We start from the raw sequence: 13,123 nt of genomic DNA, 5'->3' as shown, positions 1-13,123 counted from the left end.
TTTGTTGTCGTTACATTTAAGTAACTTTGAATTATGGTTGGTTTTGACTTTGTCAAAACCCGCACTCTGGCATATGTTCAATCATATGATTGATTACCTATCATTGTTCAGTTTTCAAAGATCTGTACCAGTTTCCACTACCTTCTTTCGAAGCATTTCATCAACTGGCGACTTGATTATTCTATCAAGTTCAGCTCATTACGTCAAGCACTTTTTAAAACTTTTTTCAGAAGTTTTTTTGTGCTCATCGTTTGTGCTGTGTCCTAACGACTTGTATAAGTATAGCACAAATAAAATAATCGTCAACACATAAAACCCTTATTTTTACAACTTCATTTTAAACTCACCATATTTTACAATAAGAATGCCTTAATTTCTTATTATTTTAGGTTTTAAATTATGTAACACTCTTTTCACAATCCATTCAGTTCATTTTATCTTTAACTAACTTTCATCAATTACTATCTACGCTAAAGTAGTAATAATATAAAAACATTGATATTCAAATGCACTTGCCAGTAATGCAACTTTCGCAGAATAAAAAGAACCTCTCTAAACTGTATGCTAGAGAGGTTCAATACTTTCACCATTATTATAGTAAAAGTAGTTCTTATATTATTGTTGATTACGGATGTCGTTTTTGTTGCGACTCTTCCACATAACCCATAAGGATGTAGCTACACAGATAGAGGAGTACGCACCACTAGCAAAACCGATGATCATACAAAGAGCAAAGTTCTTTGTAGTGTCACCACCAAATAGATAAAGGGATACACAGGCAAACATAACGGTAGCCAATGTATAGAAACTACGGTGAATACTTTGTGTAATAGATGCATTCGCAAGATCTGCAAATGTATCAGAACGTTTATGTGTATGTGTATTTTCACGAACACGGTCAAAGATAACTACAGATTCATTCATGGAGTAACCTACAACCGTAAGAATAGCCGCCAAGAAGGACGCATCAATTTCTAATTGGAAATAAGAGAATACACCAAGAACCATAATCAAATCATGGAAAATAGCAACAAGAGCAGAAATAGCAACTTTATATTCAAAACGATAAGAAATATATAATGCTAAGGCTGCGAATGCTATCACAAGATTTAACAACGCATGTTCTGTAACTTCAGAACCAATTACAGCACCTACAGTTTCAATACGTTTAACTGTATTATTACCAATAGATTTAGTCAAGGATTCAACTACAGCTGCACTTTCACTAGGATCGAGATTACGTGTACGAATCATTACGTCTTCACCAGCTGTTTCACCAGTTGTATCACCAGAAAGCTGAATTTGAGCATTTTCAAGATTATATTCTTTCAAAACATCACGAACTTGACTAACTTCTACAGGTTGGTCAAATACAACTTCAACAATGGTACCACCAGTATAATCAATACCAAAGTTAAAGCCCTTCGTAAAGATAGAAATCAAACTGATAATAACAAGTGTGGAGGAAATAGCAAACCACCAACGATGATGTTTAATTACGTCTAATGTCATTTGCGTTTACCTCCTTTCAAAGATTTTGGTGCAAATGCGTCAGCACTTGTGCTTGGAGAGATATTCGCACCAAACCAGAATGGATGGTTCGTAAAGTTACAGTCAATAAGTAAGCGCAACAAGAAATGACTCACTGTAATCGCTGTAAACATACTTACAACAACACCAACGCCTAAGCTGATAGCGAAGCCTTTTACCGGACCAGAACCTAAGATTGTCAAGATACCAGCCGTAATAATAACGGATACGTTCGCATCTGTAATTGTTGCTAAAGCACGACTAAAACCAGCTTCCATTGCTACACGCATGGATTTACCAGAGAATACCTCTTCCTTAAATCGTTCAAAGATAAGGATATTAGCATCTACAGCAACACCCATGGATAAGATAATACCAGCAATACCTGGCAATGTCATAGTCGCATTAAAGCCTTTACCTAATACAAGTAATAAGAGCATTACATATACAAGTAATGCGATATTAGCTACGATACCAGAAAAGCGATATAAAATAACCAAGAAAATCATGATCATTGCAATACCAGCACTGAAGGCTACAACAGATTTATCCTTGGAGTCTTGACCTAAAGAAGGACCTACTGTACGAACTTCCAATACATTAATTTTAACAGGCAATGCACCGGAACGTAATAAAATAGCTAAGTCTTTAGCTTCTTCTAAGCTTTGACTACCAGAAATTGTGGCTTTACCACCTGTAATTGCTTGTTGCACTACAGGATTAGTCAATTCTTTACCATCCAATGTAATGGCAATGCGACGGCCAATATTTTTAGATGTTAAATCCGCAAATTTCTTAGCCCCTTCATCGCTTAATTCAATAGCAACGAGTGGTTGTTTATTTTGACCTAACTCTTCTTTCGCATCTTTTAAATCATCACCAGTCATAACAGTTTGACCTTGGTCATTTTTAAATTCCAAGACCGCTGTTTTACCGATACGTTTAATCGCTTCATCAGGATCTTTTACACCCGGCAATTCGATGATAATACGACGAGCACCTTCACGTTGTACCAATGGTTCAGACAAACCCATTTCATTAATACGACGCTCTAAGATTTGCTTCGCCCGTTCCACTGCATCATTGTCAGCTTGACCAGTTGCAGAATCCTCTGCTTCCAATACGATATGCGTACCACCTTGTAAGTCTAGGCCTTGTTTTAAAGAACCTGCTAAAGGTTGAATGAAATACGCAAATAATCCAATGATGGCAGCAATGACTACTAAAAACTTGATAATAGCTTTACCGTTCAAAATAGTTGCTCCCTTCTACTACTATACGCAATGTATGACGCCTTGCTCCGTTACAATCTTGTTCATCCGTTGGTCCAATCCATCCATAGGGATTGGTTCATCCCAAATTTGGACACTCCAACATACGCCCATATATGTACTTGGTGAAAGTTTCTTGAGAAATCGATCATAATACCCATTCCCCATCCCCATGCGACCACCTTGACGGTCAAAGCCAGCACCAGGCACTAAAATCAAATCCAAGTCATGTGGATTAATAACCTCGTATGGCTCAGAGGGAATGCGTATATTTAACACACCCCGAGTGATAGATTCTAGAGACTTAAGACGAACGGCAATCATGGTCGTCTTATCTGTACATACTGGAACATATACGGATTTACCATGTTCTAAAGCATGACGAATAACATCGTCTAAATTGGCCTCCTTGGGCATCGCCAAATAGGCCATAATGGTATTAGCTGATATATACTCAGGACTATTAACAATTTGATCTGTCAAAAGCGTAGTCCACGTATTACAATCAGCAACGGATAAAGCAGCGCGCTGGGCCTTGCACGCCCGGCGCACTGCTTCCTTTGTATTCATTATTTTTCTTCCTTGTTTTTCTTGGAAAGAACGTTAGCAATTGCAGAACGCGCAAATGTTAACTCCACTTTTTCAGATACTTGAACCTTTACTTTTTCATCATCAAGTTCAACGATTTCACCATAAATACCGCCAATAGTAACGATTTTTTGGCCTTTTTTCAAGCTACCTAACAAGTTAGCGCGTTCTTTTTGTTGTTTCTTTTGTGGACGCCACAATAAGAAATAAAAGATTACAACCATTAATAGAATTGGCCAGCTCGTTTGCAACACTTGTAAAATATCTTCCATGTTATCCTCCTATACAATAAATATGTATTCTTTTCTAGTATAGCCACCTAATATAGATTTGACTAGACTTAATTACTATTTTTTAAAGCTATCCCAAAACTGCATTCTAAATTGAGGGAATCGATCTTCCAAGATAGCTTGTCGCATTTGACGCATAAACTCAAGTAAAAAATAAAGATTATGATACGTTACGAGACGCAATGCCAAAATTTCTTCCGCCTTATACAAGTGACGAATATAAGCGCGAGAATAATTTTTACATGTATAACATTGGCAGCCTTCTTCTAAAGGCCCCCAATCGTGAGCAAATTGCGCATTTCGAATGTTAAGGCGCCCCTTCCAAGTCATAGCCATCCCATTTCGAGCAACACGTGTTGGATATACGCAGTCAAACATATCAATACCACGTGCCACACCTTCCACAAGACAATCTGCTGTACCAACGCCCATCAAGTAACGAGCCTTGTTAGTTGGCAACAATGGTGTAGTATATTCCAAAATCTCGTTCATTAAATCATGAGGTTCCCCAACGGATAAGCCGCCGATACTATAGCCTTCAAAGTCCATAGCGACTAACTCTTCCGCACTTTGTTTGCGCAAGTCTTTGTACATGCCACCTTGAACAATGCCAAACATACCTTGACGGTCATGAGCTTTACGAGCCTCTTGGCAACGATGAGCCCAACGTGTGGTACGCGCTGTAGACCGCTTTGCATAATCGTGATCAGCAGGATACGGAATACATTCGTCAAAGGCCATGGCAATATCAGAACCTAATTGCTCTTGTACCTTTGTGGCAACTTCTGGAGATAAAAACTGTTTAGAACCATCAATATGTGATCTAAAAGTTACTCCTTCTTCAGTGATCTTACGCATGTCGCCTAAGCTAAATACTTGGAACCCACCGCTATCAGTTAAAATAGCTTGATCCCAATTCATAAACTTATGCAATCCACCTGCTTCTTCCACAAGCTCAGGACCAGGACGAAGGAATAAATGGTACGTATTACTCAAGATGACTTGAGAACCCATAGCCTTTAATTCTTCAGGTGTCATTGTTTTAACAGTTGCCTGTGTACCTACAGGCATAAACATAGGCGTTTGGAAGGTACCATGTGGCGTATGCAATAAACCTGCACGTGCCCCCGTATGAGGACATGTCTTTTGTAATTCATAAGTAATACTTGGCATAGTCCCTCCTAACGAATAAACATAGCGTCGCCAAAGCTAAAGAAGCGATAACGTTCTCGAACAGCTTCTTCGTAAGCTGCTAAACAATGTTCACGACCGGCTAATGCACTGATCAACATTAACAATGTAGATTGAGGCAAATGGAAATTCGTTACCAATGCATCAATCATCTTAAATTTATAACCAGGATAGATAAAGATTTGAGTCCATCCACTAATACCTTGTAGTATACCGTCATCATTCGTAGCAGACTCGAGTGTACGTACAGATGTAGTACCTACCGCAATAATACGGCGTCCGTTTCTCTTAGCTGTATTAATACGGTCAGCAGTTTCTTGAGATACAACGAAGAACTCACTATGCATCTCATGGTCTTCAATCGTCTCTGCTGATACGGGTCTAAAGGTTCCAAGGCCCACATGCAACGTAACAAACTCAAGTTCTACACCTTTAGCTTTTATTTTTTCTAATAATTCAGGTGTAAAGTGAAGTCCTGCCGTTGGTGCTGCTGCGGAACCCTTTTCCTTTGCATAGACTGTTTGATAACGATCTTTATCTTCTAACTTCTCATGAATATATGGAGGTAATGGCATCTCACCAATATCTTGTATAACATCATCAAATACACCTTTACAAGTGAATTCAATGATACGACCGCCAAACTCCGTTTTATCTATAACAGTCCCACTTAATCGGTCATCAAATTCGATAACTTGACCAATAGGACACTTTTTACCAGGTTTAACAAGGCATTCCCACCGGTTTTCACCGCATGGAGTGAGGAGCAATACCTCTACCTTGCCACCAGAACCTTGCCGTTGACCATATAATCTCGCAGGAATAACCTTTGTATTATTAAATACAAGTACATCCCCTTCATGGAGTTCATCAAGCAAATCGTAAAAATGCTCTTTATGAGCAACCTCACCTGTAACCTTATCCAAGGTTAAAAGTCTTGCAGTATCGCGAGGTTCTACCGGATGTTGAGCAATTAGTTCCTCTGGCAATTCATAATCAAAATCTGTAACTTTCATCGTAATCCTTATTAGTACATTTTCTTTAATGTAATGCCACTATAGTAGTGACGCAAAATAGTTTGGTAATAATTTGTATCCCCTGGGGTAGCACGTTTCGCCATCTCTGCGGCACCCCATTGAGACATACCAAGACCATGTCCCCAACCGTGGCCTTTAATATAGACAGTATCATTATTGCCCGTAAAGTTATGATATGCCTTACCCGTGTCTTTAGCAGGGTTATGATTTACATAAAAATCAAATAGTGTAGATTTTAAACCTAAAATACTACGCAAGGAATCGCCATCTACCGTCGTCTTCCCAGAGGTGCCTATGAAAGTAGCACTTTTGATACGACCAGACACGCCTCGGTCAGATGTTTGTTGACCAGGCTTGCCAAGAGGAGTCAATTGAATGCTCTTCAATTTACCCACACCTTTACTTGCTGCATTGAGCTTACTTTCAAGAGCCTGGCGAGAAGTTGTAACAGTCCAATTTGATGTAGATGTGCCAGTACTAAAATCCTTTACACCTTTCAAATATGGTACATCACTGCCCCACACATTAACACTATCCTCAGTATAGCCACCACCATCAGAATGGAATAAGGCATTAATAGGGCGTTGATTATATAGCATAACCATACCCTTTGTCTTATTTACTGCATTAGTAGTAGCCTGGGTTTCACCACTAACCCCATTATAAACTTGATGATCTGTGGACGTACTCACATCATACAATTTCCCTTTATTTTCTTCCATTGTATGAAGCGCATAAGTGCGAGCTGCTACAGCTTGTGCTTCTAATGCTGCTGCCGGCCAAGACGGAACGACTTCCTGTGGAACTACGCCATAAAGATAGTCTTCAAGAGGTACAGAGTTGATGACCATCATTTTACCATTATTAGCACGTAATGTAAGTCCACCGCGATAACCTTTACCTTCAAACAAGAATGGCGCATCACTATTAGCTGGTTTTAAGGTAACTACACTATCAATGGCCTTGCCATTAACAACAATTTTACCACCTCGGATGCCAACAGAGGTACCATGATTCGCACTAATTGTACTAACCTGACCATTATTACTATTTAACACAACCATATTGGCAGTAGATGTCACCTTAGCATCGGAGCTACGGCTCCCTAATAGAACACGTACATTTGGTACATGCTCTATGCGCTCCGTAGCAGGCGTTACTACAGAACCCACCTTATTACGCGTAATAACTGCCGTATTAGCTTGAATGCTATTTGCATTAGATGTTTTTACAACCTTAGATGCAGTAGACTTAACACCAGTAGATGTAGTTTTTGCTACAGGTTTTGGAGCTACTGTTTTCTGAGCTTTCGTTGTAGCACTAGATGCTGCAGGTTTAGCAGCTGGCTTCGACGACACTTTTGACACAGGCTTTGGAGCCGGTTTAGTTACAAGTGGTCGAAAAGTTGACTTCTTAGTCGAATTTACTTTCGATACATTTATTGTAGATACTGTTGATTTCGGCATTGGCTTTTTAGTTACTACTGTACTTTTATGTTGCAATGTTGCCCCTTGAGCAACAGAAGCACCGCCAATATTTACACCTAAAAACAACGTTGCCATTATCATCAATTGTAATCGTTTCGTTTTCATTTTTATTTCCCTGTCTGTGAAATACCTAAATGCTCATAAGCAAGTTTAGTAGCCACCCTCCCACGTGGTGTGCGTCCTAAAAATCCTAATTGCATCAAATATGGTTCATACACATCTTCGATGGTATCTCTCTCTTCGCTGATAGCCGCCGCAATAGTATCGATACCTACTGGACCGCCATCATACTTTTCAATAATACACTCCAACACACGTCGATCGATTCGATCAAGTCCTTCTTTGTCTATGTATAAACGTTGTAACGCTTCATCTGCAATTTCCTGAGTGATAACCCCATCACCAATAACTTGTGCAAAATCACGTACCCGTTTAAGTAGACGATTTGCGATACGCGGCGTCCCCCTTGAACGACGCGCAATTTCGCTAGCCCCAGTTGGCTCAATACCTATATTGAGTATATCTGCGGCTCGAGTCACAATAAACTCTAATTCTGGTTGTTTATAATATTCCAACCGGTTAATAATACCAAAGCGGTCCCTTAAAGGTGCCGCCAAAGCCCCGGCCCGAGTAGTGGCACCTACCAAAGTAAACTTTGGCAAATCAATGCGCACCGTTCGAGCACTTGGGCCCTTACCGATGATGATATCAATAGCATAGTCCTCCATTGCAGAGTACAATACTTCCTCTACACTACGAGACAAGCGATGAATTTCATCGATAAATAGTACATCGTGATCATCTAAATTTGTTAAAATCGCAGCCAAGTCACCAGACTTTTCAATGGCAGGACCAGAGGTTATGCGAAAATTAACACCCAATTCATTCGCAATAATTCCTGCCAAAGTAGTCTTCCCAAGACCTGGTGGACCATAGAGCAATACGTGATCTAAGGCTTCACCACGTTGCTTAGCCGCCTGAATATACACATTTAGATTACCTTTAGCCTCTTCTTGACCTACATACTCATTAAAGAACTTTGGTCGTAGGCTATATTGCCACATATCTTCTTCGTGCTCGCCATTTCCGACAAGGCGTACTTCTTCGTTCATCCTTATCGTCCTTTCCCAAGCTCAATCAAGCTGACCTTAATCAACTCAGATACATCGCGTTTACCATCATCTAAAGACTCTACAATATCAGCTACATCTCGTTCTGAATAACCTAGCGATACAAGAGCTTCAATAGCCTCACCGGTAGCACCACTAGCGGCAACACCAATCGGCTGTATAGCTGCTGGAGATTCTGCAAATATATGCGTCATTTTCGCTAGCTTATCCTTTAACTCCAAAACAAGTCGCTCTGCAGATTTCTTACCAATGCCAGGCAATTTGGTTAATTGCTGTACTTGGCCATTAATAACAGCTAATTTGAAAGCCTCCGGTGTCATGCCAGACAAAATACCTAACCCTACCTTAGGCCCTATACCAGAAACAGAAATGAGTAAAATGAACAACTCATACTCCTCTTCCGTCAAAAAGCCATAGAGTTGCATCGCATCTTCCCGTACATTTAAATACGTGAATAACGTTGCCTCACGGCCTTCGATCAGTTGTTGACGCGTAGTGGTCGGCACATAAACGCGATACCCTACGCCATGTACATCTACGTAACAAGACTCTTTAAAGAGATGTGTTACGATGCCCCGTACATACCCTATCATTATACCAACCTCTTCAATCTATCATTGTGAGAACTATGGGCCGTACAGATGGCAACAGCTAATGCATCTGCCGTATCATCGGGCTTAATTTTCTCACGAATCCCCAAAATATTCATGGTCATATAAATAACCTGATTCTTATCAGCCTTACCGTATCCTGTAACAGCTTGCTTGATTTGTAGCGGTGTATATTCATAAATAGGAATACGCTGTTGTTCAGCTGCTAACAAGATAACTCCACGTGCTTGCCCAACCTTAATCGCCGTCGTTACATTGCGATTGAAGAACAATTCCTCTACGCCGAACTTATCCGGTTTAAATTCCTCTAGAATATCACTTAGATCATTAAATAAAATTTCTAACCGTTGTGAATCAGTTAATTCCTTAGGAGTTGTAATAGCCCCATAGGCTACTGGCGTTAATTTGCTGCCCTTCACGTCAATAATGCCATATCCACATATAGCCGTGCCTGGGTCAATACCTATTATTCGCATCTCAACCCCCTAGTTTAAAAATGAGATAAGCTGTCGCCTACCTCCATTACATAATCTATTTTATTATAGCACAATACCACATCGAAGTTCATGAATTTCAATATAAAATTTATAAGAAATCTATTAGTATTCTTAACATTTACAAAAACTCTAAATTTCATGAATCAATAAAAAAGGAGCACCCCTCAGAGTACTCCTTAATATTATTCTTCTTCGTCGTCTGGCAAAATACCATTGTGATATACATTTTGTACATCATCAAGATCATCCAATACGTCTAGCATTTTTTGCATTTTTACAGCATCATCACCAGTCAATTCAATTGTAGTATCTGGAATCATTGTGATTTTCGCTACTTCTGTTTCAATGCCCGCATCAGCAAGAGCTGATTCTACCGCATCATAATCTTCAGGAGTAGTATAAATTTCAAATACATCATCTTCAGACTTAAGATCTTCTGCACCTGCTTCAAGAGCAAGCATAGTCAATTCATCTTCGTCATGACCTTCTTTATCGATAACGAAAACGCCTTTAGATTTGAACATCCAGCCTACGCAACCGCTTTCACCAAGATTACCACCTTGTTTGGAGAAAGCATGACGCACATCAGCAGCCGCACGGTTACGATTATCCGTCATAACTTCTACAGTAACGGCAACACCGGCAGGACCATAACCTTCATATACGATTTCTTCGTATGCGTTCATATCCGTAGCGCCAACGCCCTTATCGATAGCACGTTGAATATTATCTTTAGGAATATTGTTTTCACGAGCTTTTTGTAAAGCCAATTTCAAACGCATATTACCTGTTGGATCGGCACCACCCATACGTGCTGCTACAGTAATTTCACGACCGATTTTCGTAGCCAATTTAGCCTTCAATGCATCGGTTTTACCTTTTTTATGTTTAATATTTGCCCATTTTGAATGTCCTGACATAGACGCCTCCTATTTATTCCACCATGCTTCGCCCCGTAATCGATCCAAGATGATTGAAACGGCACTACGCACAGATAAATGATTGTATTCACCATGGCCATATATAGGTTCTAAAATATAGTCAAAGCTTTCCATCGTTTCTTTTGTCATACCATAACCGGTACCAAATAATACTAACACAGGGCGCCCCTCATTTTCAAGATGTTCACGCATCCGTGCATAGGAAATTGTATTATCATAGGTACGCGCATCTGTTGTCGCCACAATAGGTTTCATACCTTCTAGGTCTTCAATCATTCGCACTGCTACTGCAATAGAGTTAACCAACTCCACGCCGGTGAAAGCATCCTTGCGATCTGGATTGTAAGTAGAACCAAATCCAGATTTCCAATGTTCCATGATGGTGCGCACCAACTCACGCTGAGCAGGTATATTGTGAATCACAAAATATTTAGATACATCATAGGTAATAGATGCTCGTGCAATATCGTGAATATCATAATTTGTAATGGCCGTCGTAATGACCTCTTTATGCTTGTTCATAATTGGATAATGAACAAGCCCAATATATAAATTAGCCAACGCCTTAAATCTCCAACAATAATAACGATATCAATCTGATCCAGTAAATGTTAAATAAAACTATCCAAATTGAGATACTAAAACAAAACATAAAATTAAAATACTAATTAATCTACTAAAAGCGGTACAAAATATGCTTCAGTGCCGGCAATTTCTTCAGGAGAAAAACGACAACCGACTGCAGAGGCTTGATCGCCAAGCATAAAACAAGATAATGTCAAACAGCCTTCTTTCATACCACTATCTACGGTATGAATAAAGTGTTTCTGCTTAATGAATTCCTGATACATAACCTTTTTGCTGTCCCGACAAACTATATCATCATAGTTATCTACAAATTTCTCCATGTATAATTCAGCTTGATTTCCACGTTTTTGAACAACCTGAATATTTCGCCCTTCACGTCCCCAAATTTCCTTTTGAATATAAAGTCCATCATCAAGGTTCAGGAAATCACTTTCAAAATAGGACGGCGTCAAATAGCGCTCGATAATATCTCGCTCAGGGGCCGTAAAAAATTGGTTTGTTAAGTATAGAGCATACACTAAGGACATAAACGATTTATTCTGTAAAATAATCGCCTCTGGTGGATTAAATAGATTAAAGCGGTATTCATTATACAAATCTAAAAACATTTCACCTAGTGGTTCACCATCTGCTGTAGTTTCATCAATCAATAGTTCCATAGGATGTAAACGATACAGATTGGCTGCATGACTACCGTCAGATAATAGAATACCCTCATCATCAATGACCATATCATAAAAGGATAGGAATCGAACATCTGCTTCTGGGCATGCTGATTTCATAGCCTGTAAGAGAAACTGTGTAGTTCCATAGTCCTCTAAATAATCATGAAAGCACCCGAAAACAAAGGGTTCTGTTTCATTATCTGTCATCATATTATGTTGTTTATTAGTCACACTATATTTTTTACGAGATGTTCCTTCATATACGCGTTTCAAAAAACGTTCAAGTTCATTATAAGCATCTATATTAGGATCTACTTTATCGAAATATCGTGCCGCTACACCATTAGCATAATAGCTTTCAATTAGAAAGCAGGGTGTATCCGCATTAATCTCGACCATACGCAATTGCCCTCTATCATCAAGGACAAAGTCAAATCGGGATAGCCACGTAGGTAAGCCCAATGGATTCCCACGATGTAAATAGGGAATCAAATTTCCGGGCATATCCATATTGAGAGCGAACTCATCAGGAGCCTGCTGAAATACCTTAGCGGCTTTACAAAATATTTGAAATAACATCCGCGATGCATGTCGTATTTCATCATAAAATTCGGCTGGAAAGGATTGTGCAGTAAGAGCAGGATACCGATCATCATAGCCTTCATAATCTACAAAGGGCAATATATTCGTATCAAGTTCATCTATATACGATTTCATAATATCGGCCTCCATTAGGAACTACTAGAACGTGCACCTGCACTACCAAAGCCAGACTTTTGACCTATAGAAGAGGCTTTTTGACTTCTACGCTTCTCATAGTCTTTATACGTACGTCGTCCTAAAGAACTATGCGTATTTGAACCTGTTGTTGTATATACATTAGGCTCCTCATAGGGTTTTAATGGGGCTGCCACACGATAGGTCATAGTTCGTCCATCCATACGCGCTGTTGGTGGATTAAATCCGTGAAAAATATAATAACCTGCTGCAATACTAGGTAGCAGCCCAGCTAAACCAGCGTCCCACACTAAATTTCCACTAGTATCGCGGTGAAATGTAACAGACCGGTTATCATCATATAAAGCTGTTTCTTTACCATCTCCATGATTTAATAGAGAATAACGATTACCTTGATTATCCTTTAATCGAACTTCCCCGTCATTTGCTTCAGGATAGATTTTATCACATACGACATAAGCAATGTCATTCCAGTATGAAGACACACCAACGATACCTGCTACAGCGGCAAAGGCACCCGTTATGTATAGAGTTTTCTTACTTGGCTTATACATAGGAC

14 protein-coding genes are annotated in these 13,123 nt (G+C 39.5%); all 14 read right to left on the bottom strand.

The annotated features are described in order from the left end of the window. Positions 1-615 precede the first annotated feature (615 nt). Positions 616-1,512 carry a protein translocase subunit SecF gene (secF, locus tag VCHSUH04_RS08725; protein ID WP_105086238.1) on the bottom strand — a complete coding sequence of 299 codons (897 nt, stop codon included), beginning with the start codon at positions 1,510-1,512 and terminating at the stop codon, positions 616-618. Further along, positions 1,509-2,783 carry a protein translocase subunit SecD gene (gene secD, locus VCHSUH04_RS08720; RefSeq protein ID WP_105086237.1) on the bottom strand — a complete coding sequence of 425 codons (1,275 nt, stop codon included), beginning with the start codon at positions 2,781-2,783 and terminating at the stop codon, positions 1,509-1,511. The genes secF and secD overlap by 4 nt, the downstream gene beginning before the upstream one ends. Positions 2,784-2,804: 21 nt before the next feature. After that, positions 2,805-3,371, bottom strand: a complete 567-nt coding sequence (locus VCHSUH04_RS08715) for a 5-formyltetrahydrofolate cyclo-ligase (RefSeq protein ID WP_105086236.1) — start codon at positions 3,369-3,371, stop codon at positions 2,805-2,807. After that, positions 3,371-3,661 (bottom strand): preprotein translocase subunit YajC, encoded by a 291-nt coding sequence (gene yajC / locus VCHSUH04_RS08710; protein ID WP_005387358.1) that lies wholly within the window; start codon positions 3,659-3,661, stop codon positions 3,371-3,373. Before yajC ends, VCHSUH04_RS08715 begins: the two co-directional genes overlap by 1 nt. A 75-nt stretch (positions 3,662-3,736) precedes the next feature. After that, on the bottom strand, positions 3,737-4,852 hold the full coding sequence (tgt, locus tag VCHSUH04_RS08705) for a tRNA guanosine(34) transglycosylase Tgt (protein ID WP_105086235.1): 1,116 nt from the start codon (positions 4,850-4,852) through the stop codon (positions 3,737-3,739). 8 nt (positions 4,853-4,860) lie between these two features. After that, positions 4,861-5,886 (bottom strand): tRNA preQ1(34) S-adenosylmethionine ribosyltransferase-isomerase QueA, encoded by a 1,026-nt coding sequence (queA, locus tag VCHSUH04_RS08700; RefSeq protein WP_105086234.1) that lies wholly within the window; start codon positions 5,884-5,886, stop codon positions 4,861-4,863. Between the two features lie 11 nt (positions 5,887-5,897). Beyond that, a complete protein-coding gene (locus tag VCHSUH04_RS08695) occupies positions 5,898-7,499 on the bottom strand; it encodes a SpoIID/LytB domain-containing protein (protein WP_105086233.1) in 1,602 nt (533 codons plus the stop codon). 2 nt (positions 7,500-7,501) lie between these two features. Continuing rightward, positions 7,502-8,506 (bottom strand): Holliday junction branch migration DNA helicase RuvB, encoded by a 1,005-nt coding sequence (ruvB, locus tag VCHSUH04_RS08690; protein WP_105086232.1) that lies wholly within the window; start codon positions 8,504-8,506, stop codon positions 7,502-7,504. 2 nt (positions 8,507-8,508) lie between these two features. Beyond that, entirely contained in the window at positions 8,509-9,117 is a 609-nt protein-coding gene (gene ruvA / locus VCHSUH04_RS08685) for a Holliday junction branch migration protein RuvA (RefSeq protein WP_105086231.1), read from the bottom strand. Continuing rightward, a complete protein-coding gene (gene ruvC / locus VCHSUH04_RS08680; RefSeq protein WP_005387349.1) occupies positions 9,117-9,611 on the bottom strand; it encodes a crossover junction endodeoxyribonuclease RuvC in 495 nt (164 codons plus the stop codon). Before ruvC ends, ruvA begins: the two co-directional genes overlap by 1 nt. 203 nt (positions 9,612-9,814) lie before the next feature. Next, the gene (locus VCHSUH04_RS08675) at positions 9,815-10,552 is read right to left on the bottom strand and encodes a YebC/PmpR family DNA-binding transcriptional regulator (RefSeq protein ID WP_105086230.1); all 738 of its coding nucleotides are present in this window, start codon (positions 10,550-10,552) and stop codon (positions 9,815-9,817) included. 9 nt (positions 10,553-10,561) lie between these two features. Continuing rightward, positions 10,562-11,134: an RNA methyltransferase gene (locus VCHSUH04_RS08670; RefSeq protein ID WP_105086229.1), complete on the bottom strand. Its 573-nt coding sequence runs from the start codon at positions 11,132-11,134 to the stop codon at positions 10,562-10,564. Positions 11,135-11,241: 107 nt separating this feature from the next. Beyond that, the gene (locus VCHSUH04_RS08665) at positions 11,242-12,543 is read right to left on the bottom strand and encodes a glutathionylspermidine synthase family protein (protein WP_105086228.1); all 1,302 of its coding nucleotides are present in this window, start codon (positions 12,541-12,543) and stop codon (positions 11,242-11,244) included. Between the two features lie 14 nt (positions 12,544-12,557). Beyond that, a complete protein-coding gene (locus tag VCHSUH04_RS08660) occupies positions 12,558-13,118 on the bottom strand; it encodes a hypothetical protein (protein ID WP_105086227.1) in 561 nt (186 codons plus the stop codon). Positions 13,119-13,123: the final 5 nt, after the last annotated feature.

This window comes from Veillonella sp. T14073-2 (assembly GCF_002959875.1).
GTDB classification, from domain to species: Bacteria; Bacillota; Negativicutes; order Veillonellales; family Veillonellaceae; genus Veillonella; species Veillonella infantium.
This window is presented reverse-complemented; position numbering and strand designations above follow the sequence as displayed.

Excerpts from the sequence above, each read along its gene's own strand:
- secF (WP_105086238.1), bottom strand. The coding sequence starts at position 1,512 with ATGACATTAGACGTAATTAAACATCATCGTTGGTGGTTTGCTATTTCC.
- VCHSUH04_RS08715 (WP_105086236.1), bottom strand. The coding sequence starts at position 3,371 with ATGAATACAAAGGAAGCAGTGCGCCGGGCGTGCAAGGCCCAGCGCGCT.
- yajC (WP_005387358.1), bottom strand. The coding sequence starts at position 3,661 with ATGGAAGATATTTTACAAGTGTTGCAAACGAGCTGGCCAATTCTATTA.
- tgt (WP_105086235.1), bottom strand. The coding sequence starts at position 4,852 with ATGCCAAGTATTACTTATGAATTACAAAAGACATGTCCTCATACGGGG.
- queA (WP_105086234.1), bottom strand. The coding sequence starts at position 5,886 with ATGAAAGTTACAGATTTTGATTATGAATTGCCAGAGGAACTAATTGCT.
- VCHSUH04_RS08695 (WP_105086233.1), bottom strand. The coding sequence starts at position 7,499 with ATGAAAACGAAACGATTACAATTGATGATAATGGCAACGTTGTTTTTA.
- ruvB (WP_105086232.1), bottom strand. The coding sequence starts at position 8,506 with ATGAACGAAGAAGTACGCCTTGTCGGAAATGGCGAGCACGAAGAAGAT.
- ruvA (WP_105086231.1), bottom strand. The coding sequence starts at position 9,117 with ATGATAGGGTATGTACGGGGCATCGTAACACATCTCTTTAAAGAGTCT.
- ruvC (WP_005387349.1), bottom strand. The coding sequence starts at position 9,611 with ATGCGAATAATAGGTATTGACCCAGGCACGGCTATATGTGGATATGGC.
- VCHSUH04_RS08675 (WP_105086230.1), bottom strand. The coding sequence starts at position 10,552 with ATGTCAGGACATTCAAAATGGGCAAATATTAAACATAAAAAAGGTAAA.
- VCHSUH04_RS08665 (WP_105086228.1), bottom strand. The coding sequence starts at position 12,543 with ATGAAATCGTATATAGATGAACTTGATACGAATATATTGCCCTTTGTA.
- VCHSUH04_RS08660 (WP_105086227.1), bottom strand. The coding sequence starts at position 13,118 with ATGTATAAGCCAAGTAAGAAAACTCTATACATAACGGGTGCCTTTGCC.